Here is a 20,904-nt window from a genome sequence, read left to right on the forward strand (position 1 = left end):
TTACCGCTCAACCTCGGCAAAACATCCGGCAGACTCCCATACCCGCACCCTGACGACACGGCAGTCAAGACCCATGCTGCGGCAGGAAGAGTCGATTCGATCTGCGATGTCAACAGCCAGGAGCTCGCTGGTTGGATCCCCAGCTGTTGTGACGACATCCTGGTACTCAGAGAGGCATGCAACCATCGGATCATCGCAGTTTAGGATCACCTGGTGGTCATAGACCTCAACAAGATTTTTGATACAGTTGTAATCAAGGAGGATCTGCGTCTTCTCGTCTACTGCCCCTTCAAGCCAGACTTCCGTCCGCCACCGGTGGCCGTGAAGACGGGCACATTTTCCATCATAGTGAAGGAGGCGATGACTTGCATCGAAGAAGACCTCTTTGTAGATGCGCAGAGACATATGGTATACTGATTCGCGAAGATAAGGTATAAGGTTATTATTAGTGACCACGCATGAATGTAGGAACGCGTGGTCTGCGGATAGTATATAAAACACTTCCGCGCAATATGTATTCCAGATTCTGGAACGTCCACCGGATCAAAAACCAAAATATTGAGGTCTATTCATGGGACAGGGAAAATTTGCAGCGAGAAAACTCCAGCGCGACTCAAAGAAGTTCCGCTGGAGTGATTCGAGATATGCACGCCGTGCACTTGAGCTGAAGCTGAAGGCAGATCCGCTGAAAGGATCGCCTCAGGGCCGTGGAATCGTCCTTGAAAAGGTCGGTGTCGAGGCAAAACAGCCAAACTCGGCGATCAGGAAATGCGTACGAGTACAGTTGATCAAAAACGGCCGTCAGGTAACCGCATTCGCAGTGGGCGACGGTGCGATCAACTTCATCGATGAACACGACGAAGTGACGATTGAGGGAATCGGCGGACGTATGGGGCGTTCAATGGGAGATATCCCAGGTGTTCGTTTCGTGGTAACCGCAGTAAACAATGTTTCACTCCACGAACTCGTCCTTGGACGGAAGGAGAAGGCGCGCAGGTGAGTCTGATGACAGAAGAAGAGCAGACCACGCAGAAGGCAATCCTTCTCTTCAACAAATGGGATCCTTCAGAAGTTGTAATCAAGGATCCGGGGCTTGAGCGGTATGTCACCATACAGTCAATGGCTGTTCCGCACAGCTGCGGCCGTCTCACCCAGCAGCAGTTCACCAAATCGGGAATGGCAATCGTTGAGCGGTTGATCAACCGCCTGATGCAGGTTGAGCACAATACCGGGAAAAAGCAGCTCTGCACGCGGATCGTGATGGACTCATTCGATATCATCCATGCAAAAACCAAGCAGAACCCGATCCAGGTGCTCATTGATGCAATTGGAAATACAGGGCCTCGTGAAGAGACGGTCAGGCTGAAATATGGTGGTATCAATGTTCCAAAATCGGTGGATACCGCACCGATCCGCAGGGTCAATACCGCACTGAAATATATCGCAACCGGCGTCTGGCGGGGATCCCACAAGACAAAGAGATCGGTTTCCCAGGTTCTTGCCGATGAGCTGATCGCTGCATCCAAAGGCGACTCAAAGTGCTTCTCCGTCGGTAAAAAGGAAGAAGTCGAGCGGATTGCAAAATCCGCCCGCTAATCAATACTTTTTTGGTGAGTTATGTCACGCGGCAAAAAGATGGTGGAGAAGGTTTCGGAGCTGATGGACAAGCCCGAATTTATCCGAAATATTGGTATTGTAGCACATATCGATCATGGGAAGACCACGTTCTCTGACAACCTCCTCTCAGGAGCAGGAATGATCTCAGAGGAACTTTCCGGAAAGCAGCTCTTCATGGATTCAGATGAGGAGGAGCAGGCTCGCGGCATCACAATCGACGCCTCAAACGTCTCGATGGTCCACGAGTATTCAGGAAAGGAATACTTAATCAACATGATCGATACCCCCGGCCATGTCGACTTTGGTGGTGACGTCACCCGTGCGATGCGCGCTGTTGACGGTGCAATCGTCCTCGTCGATGCAGTGGAAGGGCCGATGCCCCAGACCGAGACCGTTCTGAGACAGGCGCTCAAAGAAGGTGTCCGGCCGGTTCTGTTCATCAACAAGGTGGATCGCCTTATCAATGAGCTGAAAGTCGATCCACAGGAGATGATGATCCGGCTTGGGCGGGTCATTGATAAGGTCAATACACTGATCAAGGGCATGAACGAGAAGATGTACACCGAAGGTGGCTGGAAACTCGATGCAGCAAACGGTACTGTTGCCTTTGGATCAGCCCTCTACAACTGGGCCGTCTCGATTCCCTATATGCAGAAGAGCGGTATCTCCTTCAAAGAGGTGATTGACAAGTGCAATGCAGGCGACATGAAAGCACTTGCAAAAACCAGTCCCCTCCATGAAGTGGTTCTTGATATCGTTGTCAAGCATCTCCCAAATCCAATCGACGCACAGAAACGGCGTATCCCGATCATCTGGCATGGAGACAAGGAAACTGTCGAAGGAAAGGCAATGCTCTCCTGTGACTGGAAGGGCCCCGCTGCAATGATGATCACCGACATCTCGTTTGACCCCCATGCAGGAGAGGTCGCAACAGGCCGTCTCTTCTCAGGAAAGCTCTCCCGCGGCATGGAACTCTATGTCGTCGGAACTGCCGGAAAGCCGAACCGTCTCCAGCAGGTCGGTATCTTCATGGGCCCGACCCGTGTCGAGGTGGAGCAGATCGTCGGCGGCAACATCGCTGCAGTCACCGGTCTCAAAGATGCAATCGTTGGTTCAACAGTCACCTCCAGCAAGGAAATGGTGCCGTTTGAGTCGCTGAAACACTACTCGGAACCGGTCATGACGGTTGCTGTTGAAGCAAAGAACATGAAGGACCTCCCAAAGCTTGTCGAGGTGCTTCGCCAGGTGGCAAAGGAAGATCCAACCATCCGCATCAACATCAACGAGGAGACCGGAGAGCACCTGATTGCAGGTATGGGCGAACTGCACCTGGAAGTCATCTGTGGCCGTATCCGCCGTGACAAGAACGTGGATATTGTCACCTCTGAACCGATCGTTGTCTACCGTGAGACCGTCACCACAAAAGCAGGTCCCGTCGAGGGCAAGTCGCCAAACAGGCACAACAGGTTCTACATTGAAATTGAGCCACTCGAGGATGAGATTGTATCTGCAATTCAGACTGGCGAGGTCTCAATGACCATGAACAACATCGAGCGGCGTGATATCCTGATCGAGCGTGGCATGGACAAGGAAGAGGCGAAGAATGTGAAGGACATGTATGAGACAAACATCTTCATTGACATGACAAAGGGTATTCAGTACCTCAATGAAACAATGGAGCTTGTCCTTGACGGTCTGCATGAGGCGCTTGATGGCGGCCCCCTCGCAGACGAACAGGTGCAGAGAGCCAAGATCCGCCTGATGGATGTAAAACTGCACGAAGATGCGATCCACCGTGGTCCTGCACAGGTAATTCCGGCAGTGAGATCAGCTGTGAAGGCAGCTATCCTCATGGCAAATGACCAGCTTCTTGAACCTGTTCAGAAGATCCAGATTACTGTTCCCCAGGATCAGATGGGGGCTGCCATATCCCAGATTCAGGGTCGGCGGGGACAGCTCGGCTCAACCGATTCCGAAGGCGACCAGATCGTTGTCAATGGTACTGCACCGGTTGCCGAACTCTTCGGATTTGCAGGTGATCTCAGGTCCGCAACAGAAGGCCGTGCCATGTGGAGCACCGAATTCGCCGGGTTCCAGCTTGTCCCCTCAAGCCTTGTCAAAGAAGTTGTGATGGGTATCCGGAAGCGGAAGGGATTAAAAGAGCAGATCCCAACACCAAACGACTACCTCGCATAACCCGATCAACACCCCCCCTGTCTCTTTTTTTCCTCCACCAACTGCAGGAGCGACATTTATTACTTACGTTGACCAAGGAATTGCCATGGCAATCGATTGGTATGACGAGTTTGTTGATCTGAACTATACGCCTGCACAGGATGATATCATCTGTCTCTTCTCCTGTGATCCCGCCCAGGGGATCAGTATGAGGGAGGCGGCCGGCAGGGTTGCATCCGAGAGCTCCACCGGGACGTGGACAACACTCCATTCCCTCCCTCCACGGATGCGGGAACTCCAGGCTACTGCCTTTGAGATCGAAGAGCCCTATATCAGGATAGCCTACCCGATCGGGCTCTGGGAGGAAGGAAATGCCGTCCAGCTTCTAAGCGGCATAGCCGGGAATATATTTGGGATGAAAGCAATCGAGAACCTCCGCCTCATCGATGCAACGCTTCCTGAAGCATATATCAGGCATTTTAAAGGCCCTCATTTTGGAATAGATGGGATCAGGGATCTGACAAAAATTCATGGGCGGCCGCTCACCGGTGCGGTTCCCAAGCCAAAGATCGGGTTCTCTGCTGCCGAACATGCGGATATTGGGTTTGAGACCTGGATGGGAGGCTTCGACTTTGTGAAGGATGACGAAAATCTCACATCCACCGCTTTCAACAGGTTCGAGGAGCGGGTTTTGAAACTGACTGAGAAACGGGAGATCGCCTCCCGCAAGACCGGGGAAGAGAAATCTGCCTTCATCAACATTACCGCCAGCACAGAGACGATGAAACAGCGTGCTGATATGCTTGCTGCAAATGGATGGAATTATGCGATGATTGATGTGGTGGTTGTCGGAACAGCCGCCGTGATGGATCTCCGCGACTACTGTTCAGACCTCGGCCTTGCAATCCATGCGCACAGGGCGATGCATGCGGCATTTGACCGGCACCCACGGCATGGGATGACAATGCAGTTTTTGGCAAAGATGATGCGGCTGATTGGGGTTTCCCAGATCCATACCGGAACAGCAGTTGGGAAACTGGTTGGAACACCTGAAGAAGCCAGAATACTCGCAGACACCCTCAGGGAGAAGAAGACACAGGAAGTCAGCCACGTGGCACTTGAACAGGACTGGGGTGCAATAAAAAGTGCGTTCCCGGTTTCGTCAGGCGGACTGCACCCGGGGCTTGTCCCCGATGTCCTGGACATCTATGGAGAGGAACTTGTTCTTCTTGTATCAGGAGGTATTCACGGCCACCCCGACGGGACACGGGCAGGGGCAGCCGCTTCCATGCAGGCGATCGAGGCATGGCAGGATGGGATCACCCTTGAAGAAAAAGCTGCACATGCACCAGAACTGAAGAAAGCACTTGAGAAATGGGGCACGTACAAGCCGATGTGAGAGAACCATTCAACCTTTTTTCTTTGCCTCCTCTCTATGTCATGTGGGTAGTTTGAAGCAGGTGCGGCGCGGGTATCGGGGGGCGGGGTCAGGCGAAAGAGGCAGGCTGACAGAACTGATACACCCTTGCTCAGGAGAGCAACCTGAAAGGCGATTCCGAAGGAAGCGGGGTGTTATCTGCTTCTGGCAAGCCAAACGGAGCATTCCCGCCCCTCCCGCGCCAGCATCTGCGGCAACCCGGCACGAACCTCCCTTGCGAAGCATTTGCGGACGGGGAGAGGGGCGGTGGGGGCTTCTGACATATGTCGTCATGTACATTGGTCATAAAATAGCCATTTTGAGGCCATTCATGTAGTATGACAGCCTTTGGATAGTACTAGCCTTCAGAAATATGGAGAAGAACCCATTTTTTTCAGACCTCAGACGGCCGCCGTCTCTGCATTCTCATCCAGAGCCCGATGCCCTCCACCAGGAGGGAGAGCCCGATTGCAAGCACAACTGCCCCCAGAATAAGCATCAGCAGTTCTATTGCCGCCTCAGGGAGAAACAGGATGAGAAACGCAAGCATTGCAGAGAGGATACCGACAACAAGACGAAGCCAGAACCCTTCAGGGACGGCTTTTGGCCCGTGAAGTGTCCGTCCAAGGGAGAACCATGCACTTGCCAGTGTCCATGCGGCAAGAACCAGGAGAACAAAGGATTGGAGCTCAAGCACCTCTGCAAAGAGTGCGTTTATTCCAAGAAGCACGATCCCAAACCCAAGTACAAGTCTCCCTGCTGATTGTATCCCAAATGGCCGGAGATGAATTGCATTTTTGAAAAAAGGGATCGAGAGGAGAAAGAAGCCTGCCGGAACAAGGAGAGCAAGGAGACTGCCGAAGGTGATAACCGGCTCAGTTATGATCCATGTGCCAAGCAGCAGCATGACGATGCCGGTCAGTACAATCAGGCGCCATGTTTTCGCCTGTTCGGAGAGTTCTGTTGCAGTATACGATGGGAGTGTCTTTCGCGAGTCGCTGATGAGAGCGGCAAAGGTATCAATGACCATCAGGACGAGCGGGGCATCATCTGCAAGATGCAGGATAGGGTGCTCTCTGGGATCATAGCGGTCAAGATGCACCCGGAATTCAGTTGCCGTCTCATGCAGGTGGTACTGCCCGTGCCGGTAGCTTGCGATTGTACCAGGGCTTGGTATATTCAGCCGTGAGCGTACCCAGTGTTCGGAGAGTGGTGTCTGCACCTCGTTTTTCCGGACAACCACCTCCCAGACCCCGTCATGGAGAGGGGAGAGGAGATCTTCAAGCTGCTGCAATAGAAACTCCCCAAACGAAAAAAAAATCAGGTGATCCGGGGTACAGCCTCTGTTACCTCTGTTATGGTCACGGCAGTTGGATCAACCATCCAAAGCAATAGTGCAAGAACGATGAGAAGGACAAGAACGAGGATCGGCAGGAGGATCGCAACAACAGCCCGCAGTGTCGATATGGCATGATACTCGCGGAACCCCATCACAATCAGGATGAAACCCCATATCCCTGCGAGAAGATTGATAACTGGGATCCAGCCTATTGCAGCATTCGGTGTTTCAGCAAGTGCGCATGCACGCACCGAGGCGGTAAAGTCGCCGCTGCCACCGACAATCTTTGCACAGATATGGAAGATTGCTGCAAGTACCAGAAGAGCGATTGTGCCCATGATAACAAGCCCGATGATGAAGACGATCACCCCCATGATATCATGAATGGGCATAAATGCCATCGGGTGGGATGGACCAAGAAGGTAGGTGACCACTGAAGTCAGGATTGAAAACACGAAGATGACGATCAGGTAATAGACAACTGCATCGGTGAGCGATGCAGACCGGCTCTTTGCAAGCGTCTCACCCGGAGATGTAATCATCCCCCAAAACGTCTCAATAAAGGGTAGTGACATAGGAAATATTAGGGTAGGTTCAAATAAATACTCTTTTGCGGCCTATGGCATCTCAGGCCCCTAAAACCCGCGATGATCATCAATTTTGACGAGATGCTCCTCAAATGATCCCCCTGCATAGACCAGCACGCGCACCGGTTCACCCTTCCGGTACGTCCTGAGTGCCTGATCGTAGGCCTTCCTGACATGCCGGAGGTTCTCTTCATCAAAGAGACGATCAATTGCTTCCCAGAATCCTATCTGCTGCCTGATAAAGTCGAGCTCATAGGAGAAGACCAGGTCAGCAATCCGGCCTGCCTCTTCAGAATCGATCTCACAATGATACTCCCCATGGTCGCCAAGGCCGGCGATCTGCCGCCAGTCCACCACCCCGTCGCCATCTGGTTCCCGGTGGAGCATATAGGGGTAGATACAGCAGATCGAGAAGCGGTTGTCATAGATTCTGCACCGGTTGTCGTCATCCAGAAAGGTGCATCTCCCGTCTCCATGAACCCGCAGGGCATAGCCTGAGACATAGAGGGTGCCATGCTGATCACCATATTCAAAATCCGGTGCGGGAACAAGGGCATCCGGATGATAGCGTCTGAGATACGGGAGATCGCGTTCAAGAAGAAAGACATGCCCGTTATAGGATGCAGTACAGCACCGGCCGCATCCCTCACAGGCAAATCCGACATCCCGGATAATCTCCACCAGTCTGTTGGCAGGATACGTGAGAAGATCTGCTTCTTCACGCCTTCGTGTGAGAATCTGGTTTTGTATGGACCCTTTCCAGCCCGGCCGATATGGAGGAGTCATTCATCTGAGAGGAGAAGAGCCCGGATATACGGGTTGTAGACTGCTCCTCCGCAGGAGACACACTCGATCTCACCGACATCTATGATCTCGGCCGTCACATCGCTTCCTTCCAGAATCATGAACCCCTCTTCCTCCATGATCCTGAAGAAGAGATCAATCTCAAGGTAGGGGCGTGCTTTTGGAGGAACCATAAGGTAGTCGGTGAGATCCTCGTTCATGGTCGAATGACGTGCAATATGCTCATCAAAAAAGAGATAGACCTCGATTGTATATTGTGCATGCAGATCCTGCAGTTCGGGGAGGCCAATTCTCAAGCCGGGGATAATACCGAGAGCTTCACATTTTTCAGATGCGCTGCTCCCGGCAAGCTGCTGGTATTCCTGCCAGGGAGTGGTGGTAGAGGGATGGGTATCTCTCATGCTGAACTGTACCTTCGTAGTAACAGACAATAAAAGCTAGCCCAAACAGCAACCAGCAGATCAGACCCAGCAGATCAGATGATAAATACCACGAGATAGTAGACGAAGAGAATCGCAGCCATGACCACGAGACTCATGCCGGTTTCATGAACCGGGGCTCCATTACCGGGATACTGCGCAATGAGCTTTTCAAGCTGTGGATCAGAACGCCTGCCCATCCCGACAGCTGCCTGAGCCCTGAGCAGATTCCTTCGCAACATGATCACAGCCCCCATAAGCGGATTTTTCACAAGCCAGCAGCTTTTCCTGCCAATCGTTGTGATAATACCAGACATTGCACCTGCAACTGCCGGGAGTGTGAACCGTGAGATCCGGAGTATTCCATGTCCAGCTTTGACATAGAGAGCCATCATATCCGGCGGGCTATATGTAATCGGCCTGATGATGTTCCTGGCAACCCAGAGATTCAGGATGACAGCTGCAAAGATGATGATCATCTCGAGGATATGTGCCATTCCAAAGACATTGTGGAACACCGGATAGGGGAGAATCCCAAAGAGCACCCCTGGATAGACACCATAGACGAGACAGGCAGCACCCAGTGCTGCCATTGGTATCTTCATTGGGAGCGGGGGATCAGATGCCACGATACCCTGCTTCTCCTTTATGAACGCATAGTAGTTCAGTTTGATAAAGGAGAGGAATGTCCCGACTGATCCGATCAGCAGAAGTGTTTCCAGGGTGAAAAAGCCGCTCTCTGCCGCAGCAGCAACGATCAGTTCCTTGCTGACATACCCTGAAAAACCCGGAACTCCGGCAATTGCGGCTGATGCAAGCAGGGATGCCGCAAACGTGAGAGGCATCTGTCTCCTGAGCCCCCCAAGTTCCTTGAGCCGGTATCGTCCTGTCTGGAGAATGATTGCACCTACCACCATGAAGAGGAGGGTCTTGTAGATGATATTGTTGAAGAGGTGAGCCATCCCTCCATTGATCGCAAGGGTTGTCCCGATCCCGATTGCAGTGACCATATACCCGACCTGGCTGATGATATGGTAGGAGAGAAGGGAACGCATATCATCCTGGAGAAGAGCGAAGACGATGCCATAAACGACCATGATCGCTCCCAGGTACATCACCACCTCAGATCCGGGGAGCACCCGTGCCAGAAGGTAGACTGCTGCTTTTGTCGTGAAGATGCAGAGGACAACAGACCCTACAATCGATGCCCGGGGGTAAGAATCGGGGATCCAGACATGGAACGGGATAATGCCCGCGTTGAGGCCGATTCCAATCAGAAAGAGGAGTGAAACCAGTCCCGGCCCGGCAGCGGTGATAGCAAGCGATCCGGTTTCAGCAAACTGCATGGCTATTGCGCCAAGCAGGACGGCACCACCAAGGATATGCAGCATGGCATACCGGTATCCTGCACCTTCCGCATATGCACCTCCATACCAGATCAGGATAAGCGACGAGAGTGCCAGCAGCTCCCAGAAGAGGAAGAGGGAGATGAAATCACCTGCAAAGACAATCCCGACACCTGATCCGATCTGGAGCAGGGTGGCTGCCTGGTGCCAGAGCCTGTCCTCCCCGTGTGCATAGATAACAAGCAGTACACCAACACCTGCAAAGGCATAGCCTACAAGGATAGAAAGCCCCTCGACTGCAAGGAGTGTAAGACTGATACCGGGGAGGAGCTGGAGATGCCACCCCGAGTGCCCCGGTTCAAGGAGTGTAATGCCGGCAAGGCCGATAATTGCAACCAGGAGCAGAAATTCATGCCTGAGCCTTTTTGGGATGACAGGCAGCAGGAGAGCGCCGAGGAGATAGACGAGAAAGGGAGGGAACAACATCATGGAAGAGCCTCCCGCGAGAAGAGCGTCCGCTCACCATCTGCATCTGATCTCTTCTGTATCTCCTGTCTATTCATATCTATCAGTCCAAACAAGATCCTATCATGACTTTTTTTTACATTCCTGGCTCTCCGGGGAGGCAGGTATTGTTGGTAATTTTGCCGGATATCAGACACGTGCCGGATGGACACCCGTCCCGGCAGGTTATCTATCGCGAAGAGAGAATAGTGAGGAATCACGTTGATTCAGTAGCATATCGTTGTATCTGCTCCTGTCGGTTGAGAGGAGAATCATACATATACTACAACCCTGGAGATAATAAGTTTTACCGGCAATTTTCTCTTCAATTCCAAAGTTCGCATACCATACCCGGCTTTTGTGGGAGTTGATCTGGAAAGTGACGCTGGATCCGGCTGCAGTTTTGCTTCATCTGCAGGCAGACAAGCCGCCTAGAAGATGAAGACCGTGAGAAAGTAGGCAAATATAATCAGGGATATGAGAACCGGCCCATACCTGGCATCGATTGCCTGCGGATCAGTTCCGGGATACTGCGACTTCAGAAGACTAATCCGCTCCTGCTGATGACGCCTTGCTGCCTCAATAGAACAGATTCTGAGGTATGCTGAGCGGGCAAAAATCTCAACAGCCAGCACCGGGTTTTGCATAAACCAGATAACCCCTTTCACAGCAGAGGTGATCCACCCGGTGAGTGCAACTGCAAGGGCAGGGAGTGTCTCCCTGGAGAACGCAAGAGCGGCAGCACCAAGCACCCGGTAGAGATCCATGAAGTCCGGGGGGATGCCTGCAGGCATCCGGATCCTGCTTCCGGCTTTCCAGAGGATCAGCAGGATCAGCCCGAAGATGACGATCATCTCGATGACATGAACCGGCGCAAGCACCGTGTGTGTCACCGGATACGGCAGGATACCAAAGAGGAGAGCCGGGTACAACCCATAGAGAATACAGGCAAAGGCGGTGGCACCCATTGCAAGCTGCATTCCAGCCGGAGGATCGCTTGTAGCAATCCCCGGCTTCTCCCTGAGAAAGGCATAGTAGTTCAGCTTGACAAAGGAGAGGAATGTACCGACTGATCCGATTAGGAAGAGGATCTCAAGGCTGAAGAGACCGCTCTCTGATGCAGCAGCGACGATCATCTCCTTGCTGATATAACCATTGAAACCCGGAACACCAGCAATCGCAGCAGATGCGATGATGGAGAATGCAAACGTGAGTGGCATCTGCTTTCTGAGGCCCCCAAGATCCGAGAGGCGGTGAAACCCGGTCTGGTAGATGATCGCCCCGGCGACCATGAAGAGAAGAGCCTTGTAGAAGATATGGTTGAAGAGATGGGCGATACCTCCATTAACTGCAAGTGCGGTTCCAATCCCGATTGCAGCAACCATGTATCCGACCTGGCTCACGATATGGTAGCTGAGAAGTGTCCGCATATCATCCTGGAGCAGTGCAAAGACGATGCCATAGACGATCATGATCGCTCCAAGGTACATCACTGCTTCCGAGCCGGGAAGAGTTCTGGCAAGGAGATAGATCGCAGCTTTTGTGGTAAAGACACAGAGTACGACTGAGCCGGCTATCGAGGCTTTCGGGTATGCGTCAGGGAGCCATGCATGGAGCGGAACCATCGCCGCATTCATCCCGATACCAAGGATGAAGAGTATGGTGGCAAGACCGGGTTCTGCAAGGCCCACCATGAGCGACCCTGTCTCCCTGAACTGGATTGCGATTCCGCCAAGAAGAAAGACGCCGCCGAGGATATGCATCAGGGCATACCGGTACCCGGGACCAATCGAGCCTGCCCCTCCGTGCCAGATAAGGAGCAGCGACGAGATGGCAAGCAGTTCCCAGAAGAGGAAGAGGGTGACAAAATCACCTGCAAAGACGATACCCATGCCAGCTGCCACCTGGAGGAGTGTTGCTGCCTGGTGGGTGATCCGCATCTCTTTGCATGCATAGAGAACCGCAAGGATGCTGATTGCAGCAAAGATATACCCGACCACAAGGGAGAGGGGATCAACCGAGAGAAGGATCAGGTCAATACCCGGGAGAAAGGGAAGAATCCACCCGGAATATACCTCCGGAAGGAGCGCAACACTCAGAAGACCCAAAACCGTAACGCCTGCGATCCAGCCATGTCGGAGGCGCCCTGGAATTACCGGAAGCAGAAGGGCTCCAAGGAGATAGATGACAAAAGGAGCGATGATAGTTCCCATTTATCCCTCCTGACAGGGAGATGAGCTGCCAGGGCAGAACTGTTCCGTCCAGTTTCCTGTACTCTCCTGCATGTGCGGCACGAAACAATTCTCCTTCCAGCGTATTCCGGACTATCCACATTCTCCGGAAGAAAGAGGGTGGAAGAGATGGAGTGTGCCATCCCACCCAGGCATTCGTCCTGAGAAAAAGTTAGTATAGTATCTCCACATCAGCCAATAAAGTTTCCCGGGTTTTTTTGAAAGGAAGACAAAAGAAATGACGAGATCCCAAAACCCCTTGCAGTGCCGGCCGTTGCCCCCCTGCCCTGGTGGAGAGAGGATTTTCTGCTGCAGAGACGAATACCATTAAGGAGTATCCAAAAAAACCGGAATACTACAATGAAAAATCCCTTCCATATCATGATCATCCCCACGCTTGGCTGCCCTTCAGACTGCGCATACTGCTGGAGTTCTGATCCATCGTCACCGGTGATGACAAGAGACACAATCCTTGCTATCAGGGACTGGCTCTCGGATTACCAGGAAAACCCCGTCACCATCACCTTTCACGGAGGGGAACCACTGCTTGCAGGTGCTGATTTTTACCGGGAGGCACTCCCGGTTCTCGCAGACGGTCTTGCGCATCTCACCCCGGAATTTGCGCTCCAGTCAAACCTCTGGCTGATGACACCTGAGCTGGCGGAGGTGCTTGCCACATACAATGTTCCGATTGGATCCTCAATTGATGGTCCGGCTGATATCACCGATCTCCAGAGGGGGGACGGTTACTTTGAAAAGACGATTGCGGGATACAGAATTGCCCGCGACCATGATCTGATCGTCAGGTTCATCTGCACCTTCACCAACCGGTCTGTTGCACGGCGGGAGGAGATCTTTGACTTTTTCATGGAGAATGAATTCCCGATGAAACTCCATCCGGCACTCCCGTCGCTTCGGTCCGGGCAGCCGGATGAGTGGGCGCTCTCACCTGAAGCATATGGAGAACTGCTCGTCTATCTCCTCGACCGGTACCTGGAGAACCTCAACCAGTCGGTTGTGATGAATATCAATGATCTCGTCAAAGCCGTCATCACCCGGCACGGGACGGTCTGCACCTATGTGGACTGTATGGCAAACACCTTCGCAATCGGCCCGGACGGTGGGATATACCCCTGTTACCGGTTTGTCGGGATGCCGGAGTTTCTGATGGGTAATGTCGCTTGCAAACCAACAAAAGAGGACCTGCAGGAGACCCGTCCATGGAAGATGCTGCAGGAGTTCAAAAGCTATGTCGATTCAGCATGCGGCAGCTGTTCCCATATCCAGTACTGCCGTGGCGGCTGCCCCTATAATGCAATTGCACCCACGAACGGGAGAATCGAGGGTGTCGATCCCCACTGTACCGCATACAAGCGTATCTTTACAGAGATTCATGACCGGCTCAATGCCGAGATGTTTGAGACGGATTCAGTCCGTATGCGGAGACGACGGCGATCAAAGCCAGGTGTCATGGCGCTGATGCAGAAGATCATCGCTGAGTGACCTTTTTTTTAAAAAAACAAACGGATATACGGCAGATTATGGCCGTATATCCACCAGTATCTCTGAAACGGCAATCTCGATGAGATCAAAGAACGGGAGTGCCGGGAAGAAGAAGATCATAACCGAGATGACTGTTGTGATGATGATTGGAACAAGCATAAAGAGCGGGGGCTCAGCCACACCTTCAAGAGCAGACTCATCGTCTGGCATATCCAGAACCATCGTGTAGATGACCGGGAAGAAATATGCGGCATTCAGAACGGCACTTGCGATGATGACCAGCAGGAGGATGGCCATCCCGCCTTCGACTGCGCCAAGTGCCAGGTAGATTTTGCTGATTACCCCTGCCATCGGAGGTATGCCGCAGATGCCGATTGCAGCAAAGGCAAACATCAGGCAGGTAATGGGCATCTTCTTCCCGATACCTTTCATATCAGAGATATATTCCCTGCCTGCGGAAACGATCACCGCTCCCGCAACAAAGAAGAGGGTGATCTTCAGGAAGGCGTGGATCGGAATATGTGCCATTGCCCCGATCATACCGGCAACAGAGAGCATCGCAACACCAAGGAGGATGTAGGAGAGCTGGCTCACTGTTGAGTAGGCAAGCCGCAGTTTAAGGTTATCCTCCATGAGAGCAAAGAGCGATGCGACGATGATGGTAAAGGAGGCGATCACCGCAAGCAGGATGCCAAGGCCAAGTGTCTCCATCAGCTCAAGCCCAAATACCCATCCTGCCATCCTGACGATGCCAAAGACCCCGGCAGTGACGACGGCAACCGCATGGAGAAACGCGGAGACCGGTGTCGGGGCAACCATCGCTGCGGGGAGCCATGCATGGATCGGCATCCAGGCAGCCTTCACAAACCCGACCATGAAGAGGAGGAAGAGGATCTGCAGGGTGAGTGCGGGTGCAGCCCCGGCAAGGAATCCGCCGGGGACAAACCCGGTTGTTCCTGTCAACAGGTAGGTCATGATGACCGCAGCCAGAAGGAAGATACCCCCGATCAAAAGGTATGCGAGGTACTTCCTCCCCTCTTTCATTGCCTTTTCCGTCTCAACGTGGACGACGAGCGGGTAGGTGATGATCGTCAGGATCTCATAGAATATGAAGAGCGTCAGGAGATTAGCCGAGAAGGCTATACCGACTGCTGCGGCGATGGCAACTGCGAAACAGAAGAAGAACCTGGTCTGCGCATGCTCGTTCTTTGCCCGCATATACCCGATTGCATAGAATGAATTGAGGAGCCAGAGGAGGGCGGCAGTGAAGGCAAAGAGCATTCCAAATGCATCCACCTTCAGCACGAGATCGCCGCCCGGCACCATCGGAACAATCAGGAGTGTGATCTTTTCTCCTGAAAGAATCGCAGGCAGCATTGCGGCAACTGTTCCAAACATTGCAGTGGCAGAGGCTATTGTCACGCCATCCCGGATATTTGGGTATCTTCCGAGGAGCGGGATGAGAATAGCTGCAATAAGCGGTATTGTGAGTGCAACAGCCGGGAGAACGCTTATGATACCCTCCATCAGGCACCTCCAAGGAGCAGTGCTGCTGCCGGGCCGACGATGCCCATCACCGGCTCGATACAGATGCCGAGGAAGAGGCAGAGGAGGGCAAGGGAGACCATTGGTGCGAGCATCGAGACCGGTACCTCACGCCCCAAAAACGCAGGTTGCGGTGCATGATCTCCATGATCCCCGCCTGCAAAATAGGCGATCTCAATGAAACGCCAGATATAGACGACCGCAAGCAGGCTTCCGGCAAGGAGGATTGCGGCATATAGCCAGAGCCCGGCATCCAGTGCCCCGAGTACCAGGTAGTATTTGCTCATGAACCCGATTGTCGGAGGAATCCCAATCATCGAAGCTCCGGCCAGGGCAAATGCCGCACATGAGATCGGCATCCGGGTGGCGATCCCCTTCATATCGCTGAGCCGGGATGTCCCTGCCTGGTAGATGATTGCCCCGGCAACCATGAAGAGGCAGCCTTTCATCACGGCGTGGCCGAGGATATGCAGAAGACCGCCTTCAAGTGCGATCAGGTTCGCAACTCCAAGAGCGAACATAATATACCCGACCTGGCTGACGCTGGAGTAGGCAAGAAGCCTCTTCAGATCGGTCTGTGCAATCGCAAGTACTGCTCCTGCGATGATCGCAATTGTCGAAACAATCAGGATAAAGTCGGTTATCGGGAAGCTTTCGATAATATAGGATGGTGTAAAGACGGAGAAGAGCATCCTGAAGAGGGCATAGATACTGACTTTTGCCATCACGGTTGAGATGAGAACAGTCACTGCGGACGGGGCTTCCGTATATGCATCGGGGAGCCAGAGATGAAGCGGGAAGAAGGCTGCTTTAATCGAGAACCCGATGATCATAAAGAGGAAGGCTGCATGAACGGTGGAGAGCTCATAGGATGCAGGGAGGAGAACCGCAAGCTCTGCCATATTCAGTGTGCCCGTGGTGACATAGAGATTGCCGATGCCAAGAAGGATAAAACCGGCTGCAATCGATCCGAGGACGAGATAGTTGAATGCCGCGACATACGAGTACGATCGCCTTGAGGTTGCTATCAGGGCATAGGCGGCAATCGAGGAGATCTCAAGGAAGACGTAGAGGTTGAAGATATCGCCTGTGATCGTCATCCCGATGAGGCCGATTATGAGGAGCTGCAGCAGAACATAGAACGAGACGGTCTTTTCATATGGAACCTCTTTTTCGATGCTCTTCTTCAGGTAGATGACAGATGCAAGGGCGAGGAACATGATGGTTACCAGGATGAACCCGCTGAAGGAATCGATAACGAGTTCGATACCAAGCGGAGGCAGCCATCCACCCACATAATACCGGACTGTGCCTTCATTCATCACCCTTGTAAGCAGGAGCACCGAGACAACAAACTGGAAGATGATCGTCAGCAGTACAATTCCATAGCAGACAGACCGGTTATACCATCCCGCACCAAGGACAAGGAGCGTTGCAAGCATTGAGAGGATAACAAGGAGTATTGGAAGCTGGTCCAGAAGCATCATCTCTCTCTCACCGCCTGCACCAGCTCATCTGTCTCGATTGTTCCATATACTTCAAATATCCTGATGATCAGCGACAGTGCAACGGCTGTGATGCTCACGCCAACGACAATCGCAGTCAGGATGAGGACATGCGGCAGCGGGTTCACATAGAGCGCCGCTGCTCCCTCAGGCAGGTAGATTGGCGCAGTACCGCCCCGGACCTCTGCAAATGAGATGTAGAAGAGATAGATCGCCGTCTGGAAGATGTTGAGCCCTATGATCTTCTTCACCAGGTTCTGTTTTGCGATGATGGCATACAGCCCGATCAGCATCAGGATGATCGCCATCCAGTAGTTGTAGCGGGAGAAGAAGACATCCGGAATGAACTCGATCATGATGAGTCACCCCCGGTATCGGTCATGTAATAGACAATTGAGATCATCACTGCCATCACGGTGATGCCGATGCCTGCCTCAACAATATCGATCAGGATGCCATGAAGGTGGGGGATGCCGGACGCCTCCTCGATGACTGCCAGTTCGAGGAAATTTCCCGCATACAGGAGGGAGAGCAGCCCAATTGCTGCATAGATACAGATACCGATGATTGAAGCATACATGATCCCCCGGTTCCCAAAACGTGCCCTGACATCGGGAAGGCCAAATGCAATAACCATCAGGATAAATGCCGCCGCAAAGGCGACACCGCCCTGGAAACCGCCTCCGGCACCGGAAGCCCCGTGCACGATGACATAGAGGCCAAACACCTGGATGAATGGAACCATCAGGCGTGTTACCGTCCTGATGACGACGTTCTCCCTCATAGGCGCCCACCCCGGCCGAGGAGAAGTATCACGGCAATTCCTGCAGTAAAGATGACCACCACCTCTCCAAGGGTGTCAAAGCCACGGTAGCTGACCAGTATCGCGGTGACGATGTTTGCAATCCCGGTATCCTCGTATGTCCGCTCAACAAAGAGCTGGCCGGTATATGCTGTTGCCGGGGAATTTGGATCGCCAAATGCAGGCATATCCTCTACCGCCCAGAAGAGGATAATGCCGATGAACAATACCGCGATGAGAGCTTTTGTCTTCAATCTGATGAACTCCTTTTCGTTCGTGCGATGGTGGCAATAAAGAGGACGGTGGTGATCCCGGCACCAACAGCTGCCTCGGTAAATGCCACATCAACTGCATTCATCTCCGCCCACAGGATGGTCATGAAGAGCGAGTATGCTGCAAAGATGATCGTTGCATGGAGGAGATCCCGGACAGTGATCGCTGCTGCTGCACAGAGGATCATGAAGAGGAGGAGGGCAAAATCAAGCTCCCAGATCATCGCCGCTCATCCCCCTTCTTCCAGGGTACAACTCCGCGGGCATGGGCGGCATTGACGAGTGCATGGACAGCTGTCGGTGACGAGATGAAGATGAAGAGCACCAGGAGCAGGAGCTTCACTGCAATCAGGGAGAAACCCTCATACAGCATGAACCCGATCAGCATCATCCCTTCGCCAAGGGTATCGCACTTGCCGCTTGCATGGGCACGGGTATAGAAATCCGGAAGCCTGACAAGGCCGACTGCACCCACAACCATGAAGAAGAGGCCGATGATGATGAAGGCGAGCGAGAGCGTATTGATGATCGTCAGCACAGGCATCCCCTCTTGAGGTACTTTGCTATTGCAATCGTTGCGATGAAGTTGATCATCGCATAGATGATCGCGATATCCAGAAATATCGGCCTCTCATAAATAAAGCCGATTAAGACCAGGAGAACGATCGTCTTGGTACCGATGGTGTTGACCGCAATCAGGCGGTTCTCTACCCCGGGTCCTGCAAGCACCCGGTAGAGGCAGAGGAAGACCGTCAGGATCAGGATGATCATACTGGCATAAAAAATGTCATACATCAGTTCTCACCAAAAATCCGTGCCAGGTTATTCTGAATATCCTTCTCCTGGTGGAGTTCTCTCTCTGAAGATTCCAGCACCAGTGCGTGAACGACATATCTCCCGTACCTGACATCGACTGTGACTGTTCCCGGTGTCAGGGTCATCGCATTTGCAAATGCCGTCCTCAGGACGTCGTTATAGAAATCTGTCTGTAGCGTGATCATCCCCGGATCGATCGGCATCTTCGGGTGGAGGATCCGGTATGCCACATCGATGTTGGCAACCAGGATGGCCACAAAAAGTTTCGGGATATAGAGGACAAACCTGATGAAGGATACAGCAGACTCCTGGAACTGTGCATCAGATCGGAGGAGAAGGTCTCCTGATATGAGCGTCACAATCACACAGCAGATGATCCCGGCTATGATATAGAATGGTTCAAGATAGCCGGAGAGGATATACCAGAAGAGCAGCAGGATGGAGAAGGTTACAATCATGTTGCCAATAGATCCTGGATCTCGTCCCTTTCCCATATCTTGTCCTCCGGTAAAACTGAATTGCATAATTTTGGTAGGTGGAATTTATAAACCTGTGTTCCTCATTCTCTGCTGGTGAGAAAAGAGGTGAGTACAGTTACGACCCAGAAGGGAGTCCCCGGAATTCTCCGTCCATTCAAGGAATACCTGGCAGGTAAGCAGCTTGATCCGGGATCGCAGGTTGTCTATTACGGCTGTGTCGGTACATGCACGCCGTTTGTTGAGCTCCTCGCATATGCAACACGGGATATGGATATCCACCAGGTGTATGTCCCCCTCCTTGACGAGGGAGGAGCCCGCCTGCTGAAGAATGTGCCCGGAGTCGGCATCCAGGCAGGGGAGCGGGTCAGTGTGAAGCCGGCTATCATCGTCCTGATGGGAGGGTTGTCCATGCCGGGTGTTCCTGTTCTATCCGATGAGGCAAAGGCGGTTGTACAGAGGCATGGCGTCCCGGTTGTGGGCATCTGCTTCATGAACATGTTTGAGCGGCAGGGGTGGAGTAGCGAGATCCCCTTTGAACTGCTGATCGACGCAACAATCGACCCGGTAAAGATAATAAAACCCTGAAGAGACAGGCATCATCATCTCCCTCTCGTGGATTAATTGTTCCAAACCTATTTTGCCAGATGCACCCCTCATGCATATCCAGGGGGTGCTCCATCATCTTTTTTGTTCACAAACCTGCTTGCAAATGACCGTATATCATCTTCATATCGTGCAATCAGTTCGGGATCAAATGCTTCGGCAGGGAGTTTTGTCGCCTCTTTCATCATGATCAGGGTTAGCTGAAAGAGCGACTCCGGTGTCATCTGCAGATGCATATCCGTGCCATTATAGAGTGCCATTTGGAGTTCAGTCATCCAGTAGAGATCACCTTCACGCCGGTAGGTGTTGATGTCGGCAGTGAACCAGTCCTCATCAAGCACACCGACAGAGAGGGCATACGCCTCCTGAATCCGGCCTCCATACAGGGCTGTCAGATGCTTCAGAGCCGATATGGCGGACTGCTCGTCTTTTTCATCATCATCTACATGTTTCTGGAGATCGTCAAAGAACGGAGCGGCGTTGATATGGCAGGCTGTCGCAACGATCATCGTTGCATTATGCCCAAGAACCATCGTCAGGGCATTGACGATCCGGGAGAATGTCCGGCGATCGGTTGCATCCACGAGATGATACTCGAATATATCGCGTATCTGTTCAACCAGACCCGGATTTTTATGAATCATCTCGCCAAAGACCCTGATATCGCGGATGAATTCTTCAGGTACGGTTCCCTCTTCCTTCTCTTCAGCTGGTTCGCCAAAGAGATCTGTTGTGCCGGACGTGGTCCCGTTTGTATCAGTATGCGGGGAATTGGCGGCATCCCCGGATTCATTGGATTCGGTAGCAGCCGGTATCTCATCCCGAACCGGATCGTCGATCAGTTCATCTGCCATCTTCTGGTAATGTTGGATTCAGAAAGCATAAACCCTGAACTCCCGGAAAACGTAGTCACATGATTTCAAGTGCTTCAATAATGAGC

The 20,904-nt window shown here is 52.6% G+C and carries 23 protein-coding genes; 6 read left to right on the forward strand and 17 right to left on the reverse strand.

Features of this window, described 5'->3' with window-relative positions; genetic code table 11:
* Window positions 1-405 (reverse strand): 6-carboxytetrahydropterin synthase, encoded by a 405-nt coding sequence (locus ABCO64_RS07920; RefSeq protein ID WP_253459229.1) that lies wholly within the window; start codon window positions 403-405, stop codon window positions 1-3.
* A 166-nt stretch (window positions 406-571) separates the two neighbouring features.
* Between ABCO64_RS07920 and ABCO64_RS07925 the strand changes: the two genes are divergently transcribed.
* From ABCO64_RS07925 to rbcL, 4 genes are all read left to right on the forward strand, one after another.
* Entirely contained in the window at window positions 572-1,000 is a 429-nt protein-coding gene (locus ABCO64_RS07925) for a 30S ribosomal protein S12 (protein WP_253459232.1), read from the forward strand.
* Window positions 1,001-1,005: 5 nt separating this feature from the next.
* Complete coding sequence (locus tag ABCO64_RS07930; RefSeq protein ID WP_253459235.1) at window positions 1,006-1,596, forward strand: 30S ribosomal protein S7; 591 nt, start codon at window positions 1,006-1,008, stop codon at window positions 1,594-1,596.
* 21 nt (window positions 1,597-1,617) lie between these two features.
* Window positions 1,618-3,813 (forward strand): elongation factor EF-2, encoded by a 2,196-nt coding sequence (locus tag ABCO64_RS07935; RefSeq protein WP_253459237.1) that lies wholly within the window; start codon window positions 1,618-1,620, stop codon window positions 3,811-3,813.
* 85 nt (window positions 3,814-3,898) lie between these two features.
* On the forward strand, window positions 3,899-5,191 hold the full coding sequence (rbcL, locus tag ABCO64_RS07940) for a type III ribulose-bisphosphate carboxylase (protein ID WP_253459238.1): 1,293 nt from the start codon (window positions 3,899-3,901) through the stop codon (window positions 5,189-5,191).
* A 412-nt stretch (window positions 5,192-5,603) separates the two neighbouring features.
* On the opposite strand, the gene ABCO64_RS07945 is transcribed toward rbcL, so the two are convergent.
* The 6 genes from ABCO64_RS07945 to ABCO64_RS07970 all read right to left on the reverse strand — a co-directional run bounded on the left by ABCO64_RS07945 (window position 5,604) and on the right by ABCO64_RS07970 (window position 12,421).
* Window positions 5,604-6,503, reverse strand: a complete 900-nt coding sequence (locus ABCO64_RS07945; protein ID WP_253459241.1) for an HdeD family acid-resistance protein — start codon at window positions 6,501-6,503, stop codon at window positions 5,604-5,606.
* Between the two features lie 26 nt (window positions 6,504-6,529).
* A complete protein-coding gene (locus ABCO64_RS07950; RefSeq protein WP_253459243.1) occupies window positions 6,530-7,123 on the reverse strand; it encodes a YIP1 family protein in 594 nt (197 codons plus the stop codon).
* Between the two features lie 60 nt (window positions 7,124-7,183).
* Complete coding sequence (locus ABCO64_RS07955; protein ID WP_253459245.1) at window positions 7,184-7,921, reverse strand: YkgJ family cysteine cluster protein; 738 nt, start codon at window positions 7,919-7,921, stop codon at window positions 7,184-7,186.
* Complete coding sequence (locus ABCO64_RS07960) at window positions 7,918-8,340, reverse strand: hypothetical protein (protein ID WP_253459247.1); 423 nt, start codon at window positions 8,338-8,340, stop codon at window positions 7,918-7,920. Before ABCO64_RS07960 ends, ABCO64_RS07955 begins: the two co-directional genes overlap by 4 nt.
* Before the next feature lie 74 nt (window positions 8,341-8,414).
* Window positions 8,415-10,193 carry a proton-conducting transporter transmembrane domain-containing protein gene (locus tag ABCO64_RS07965; RefSeq protein ID WP_253459249.1) on the reverse strand — a complete coding sequence of 593 codons (1,779 nt, stop codon included), beginning with the start codon at window positions 10,191-10,193 and terminating at the stop codon, window positions 8,415-8,417.
* A gap of 446 nt (window positions 10,194-10,639) precedes the next feature.
* Complete coding sequence (locus ABCO64_RS07970) at window positions 10,640-12,421, reverse strand: Na(+)/H(+) antiporter subunit D (protein WP_253459252.1); 1,782 nt, start codon at window positions 12,419-12,421, stop codon at window positions 10,640-10,642.
* Window positions 12,422-12,799: 378 nt separating this feature from the next.
* Here ABCO64_RS07970 and ABCO64_RS07975 point away from each other — a divergent pair, with 378 nt between their 5' ends.
* Window positions 12,800-13,942: a TIGR04083 family peptide-modifying radical SAM enzyme gene (locus ABCO64_RS07975; protein ID WP_253459255.1), complete on the forward strand. Its 1,143-nt coding sequence runs from the start codon at window positions 12,800-12,802 to the stop codon at window positions 13,940-13,942.
* 36 nt (window positions 13,943-13,978) lie between these two features.
* On the opposite strand, the gene ABCO64_RS07980 is transcribed toward ABCO64_RS07975, so the two are convergent.
* Genes ABCO64_RS07980 through ABCO64_RS08020 form a run of 9 tightly spaced genes read right to left on the reverse strand, consistent with a single transcriptional unit; the run spans window position 13,979 to window position 19,376 of the window.
* Window positions 13,979-15,469 carry a proton-conducting transporter transmembrane domain-containing protein gene (locus ABCO64_RS07980; protein ID WP_253459258.1) on the reverse strand — a complete coding sequence of 497 codons (1,491 nt, stop codon included), beginning with the start codon at window positions 15,467-15,469 and terminating at the stop codon, window positions 13,979-13,981.
* Entirely contained in the window at window positions 15,469-16,974 is a 1,506-nt protein-coding gene (locus ABCO64_RS07985; protein WP_253459261.1) for a monovalent cation/H+ antiporter subunit D family protein, read from the reverse strand. The genes ABCO64_RS07980 and ABCO64_RS07985 overlap by 1 nt, the downstream gene beginning before the upstream one ends.
* Complete coding sequence (locus ABCO64_RS07990; protein ID WP_253459264.1) at window positions 16,971-17,348, reverse strand: cation:proton antiporter subunit C; 378 nt, start codon at window positions 17,346-17,348, stop codon at window positions 16,971-16,973. The genes ABCO64_RS07985 and ABCO64_RS07990 overlap by 4 nt, the downstream gene beginning before the upstream one ends.
* Window positions 17,345-17,776 carry an MnhB domain-containing protein gene (locus ABCO64_RS07995; protein ID WP_253459267.1) on the reverse strand — a complete coding sequence of 144 codons (432 nt, stop codon included), beginning with the start codon at window positions 17,774-17,776 and terminating at the stop codon, window positions 17,345-17,347. The genes ABCO64_RS07990 and ABCO64_RS07995 overlap by 4 nt, the downstream gene beginning before the upstream one ends.
* The gene (mbhE, locus tag ABCO64_RS08000; protein ID WP_253459271.1) at window positions 17,773-18,048 is read right to left on the reverse strand and encodes a hydrogen gas-evolving membrane-bound hydrogenase subunit E; all 276 of its coding nucleotides are present in this window, start codon (window positions 18,046-18,048) and stop codon (window positions 17,773-17,775) included. The genes ABCO64_RS07995 and mbhE overlap by 4 nt, the downstream gene beginning before the upstream one ends.
* Window positions 18,045-18,290 carry a hydrogenase subunit MbhD domain-containing protein gene (locus ABCO64_RS08005; protein WP_253459274.1) on the reverse strand — a complete coding sequence of 82 codons (246 nt, stop codon included), beginning with the start codon at window positions 18,288-18,290 and terminating at the stop codon, window positions 18,045-18,047. The genes mbhE and ABCO64_RS08005 overlap by 4 nt, the downstream gene beginning before the upstream one ends.
* Window positions 18,287-18,604, reverse strand: a complete 318-nt coding sequence (gene mnhG, locus ABCO64_RS08010) for a monovalent cation/H(+) antiporter subunit G (protein WP_253459278.1) — start codon at window positions 18,602-18,604, stop codon at window positions 18,287-18,289. The genes ABCO64_RS08005 and mnhG overlap by 4 nt, the downstream gene beginning before the upstream one ends.
* On the reverse strand, window positions 18,598-18,861 hold the full coding sequence (locus tag ABCO64_RS08015; protein ID WP_253459281.1) for a cation:proton antiporter: 264 nt from the start codon (window positions 18,859-18,861) through the stop codon (window positions 18,598-18,600). The genes mnhG and ABCO64_RS08015 overlap by 7 nt, the downstream gene beginning before the upstream one ends.
* On the reverse strand, window positions 18,861-19,376 hold the full coding sequence (locus ABCO64_RS08020) for a Na+/H+ antiporter subunit E (RefSeq protein WP_253459284.1): 516 nt from the start codon (window positions 19,374-19,376) through the stop codon (window positions 18,861-18,863). The genes ABCO64_RS08015 and ABCO64_RS08020 overlap by 1 nt, the downstream gene beginning before the upstream one ends.
* A 90-nt stretch (window positions 19,377-19,466) precedes the next feature.
* On the opposite strand from ABCO64_RS08020, the gene ABCO64_RS08025 reads away from it, so the two are divergent.
* Entirely contained in the window at window positions 19,467-19,946 is a 480-nt protein-coding gene (locus ABCO64_RS08025; protein WP_253459287.1) for a DUF2124 family protein, read from the forward strand.
* Window positions 19,947-20,014: 68 nt separating this feature from the next.
* Here ABCO64_RS08025 and ABCO64_RS08030 read toward each other — a convergent pair whose 3' ends face one another.
* Window positions 20,015-20,818, reverse strand: coding sequence for a hypothetical protein (locus ABCO64_RS08030; RefSeq protein ID WP_253459290.1), 804 nt, complete (start codon window positions 20,816-20,818; stop codon window positions 20,015-20,017).
* Window positions 20,819-20,904: the final 86 nt, after the last annotated feature.

Source organism: Methanocalculus natronophilus, from assembly GCF_038751955.1.
In the GTDB taxonomy this organism is placed as follows: Archaea; Halobacteriota; Methanomicrobia; order Methanomicrobiales; family Methanocorpusculaceae; genus Methanocalculus; species Methanocalculus natronophilus.

Excerpts from the sequence above, each read along its gene's own strand:
- ABCO64_RS07920 (WP_253459229.1), bottom strand. The coding sequence starts at position 405 with ATGTCTCTGCGCATCTACAAAGAGGTCTTCTTCGATGCAAGTCATCGC.
- ABCO64_RS07925 (WP_253459232.1), top strand. The coding sequence starts at position 572 with ATGGGACAGGGAAAATTTGCAGCGAGAAAACTCCAGCGCGACTCAAAG.
- ABCO64_RS07930 (WP_253459235.1), top strand. The coding sequence starts at position 1,006 with ATGACAGAAGAAGAGCAGACCACGCAGAAGGCAATCCTTCTCTTCAAC.
- ABCO64_RS07935 (WP_253459237.1), top strand. The coding sequence starts at position 1,618 with ATGTCACGCGGCAAAAAGATGGTGGAGAAGGTTTCGGAGCTGATGGAC.
- rbcL (WP_253459238.1), top strand. The coding sequence starts at position 3,899 with ATGGCAATCGATTGGTATGACGAGTTTGTTGATCTGAACTATACGCCT.
- ABCO64_RS07950 (WP_253459243.1), bottom strand. The coding sequence starts at position 7,123 with ATGTCACTACCCTTTATTGAGACGTTTTGGGGGATGATTACATCTCCG.
- ABCO64_RS07955 (WP_253459245.1), bottom strand. The coding sequence starts at position 7,921 with ATGACTCCTCCATATCGGCCGGGCTGGAAAGGGTCCATACAAAACCAG.
- ABCO64_RS07960 (WP_253459247.1), bottom strand. The coding sequence starts at position 8,340 with ATGAGAGATACCCATCCCTCTACCACCACTCCCTGGCAGGAATACCAG.
- ABCO64_RS07965 (WP_253459249.1), bottom strand. The coding sequence starts at position 10,193 with ATGATGTTGTTCCCTCCCTTTCTCGTCTATCTCCTCGGCGCTCTCCTG.
- ABCO64_RS07970 (WP_253459252.1), bottom strand. The coding sequence starts at position 12,421 with ATGGGAACTATCATCGCTCCTTTTGTCATCTATCTCCTTGGAGCCCTT.
- ABCO64_RS07975 (WP_253459255.1), top strand. The coding sequence starts at position 12,800 with ATGAAAAATCCCTTCCATATCATGATCATCCCCACGCTTGGCTGCCCT.
- ABCO64_RS07980 (WP_253459258.1), bottom strand. The coding sequence starts at position 15,469 with ATGGAGGGTATCATAAGCGTTCTCCCGGCTGTTGCACTCACAATACCG.
- ABCO64_RS07985 (WP_253459261.1), bottom strand. The coding sequence starts at position 16,974 with ATGATGCTTCTGGACCAGCTTCCAATACTCCTTGTTATCCTCTCAATG.
- ABCO64_RS07990 (WP_253459264.1), bottom strand. The coding sequence starts at position 17,348 with ATGATCGAGTTCATTCCGGATGTCTTCTTCTCCCGCTACAACTACTGG.
- ABCO64_RS07995 (WP_253459267.1), bottom strand. The coding sequence starts at position 17,776 with ATGAGGGAGAACGTCGTCATCAGGACGGTAACACGCCTGATGGTTCCA.
- ABCO64_RS08005 (WP_253459274.1), bottom strand. The coding sequence starts at position 18,290 with ATGATCTGGGAGCTTGATTTTGCCCTCCTCCTCTTCATGATCCTCTGT.
- ABCO64_RS08015 (WP_253459281.1), bottom strand. The coding sequence starts at position 18,861 with ATGTATGACATTTTTTATGCCAGTATGATCATCCTGATCCTGACGGTC.
- ABCO64_RS08020 (WP_253459284.1), bottom strand. The coding sequence starts at position 19,376 with ATGGGAAAGGGACGAGATCCAGGATCTATTGGCAACATGATTGTAACC.
- ABCO64_RS08030 (WP_253459290.1), bottom strand. The coding sequence starts at position 20,818 with ATGGCAGATGAACTGATCGACGATCCGGTTCGGGATGAGATACCGGCT.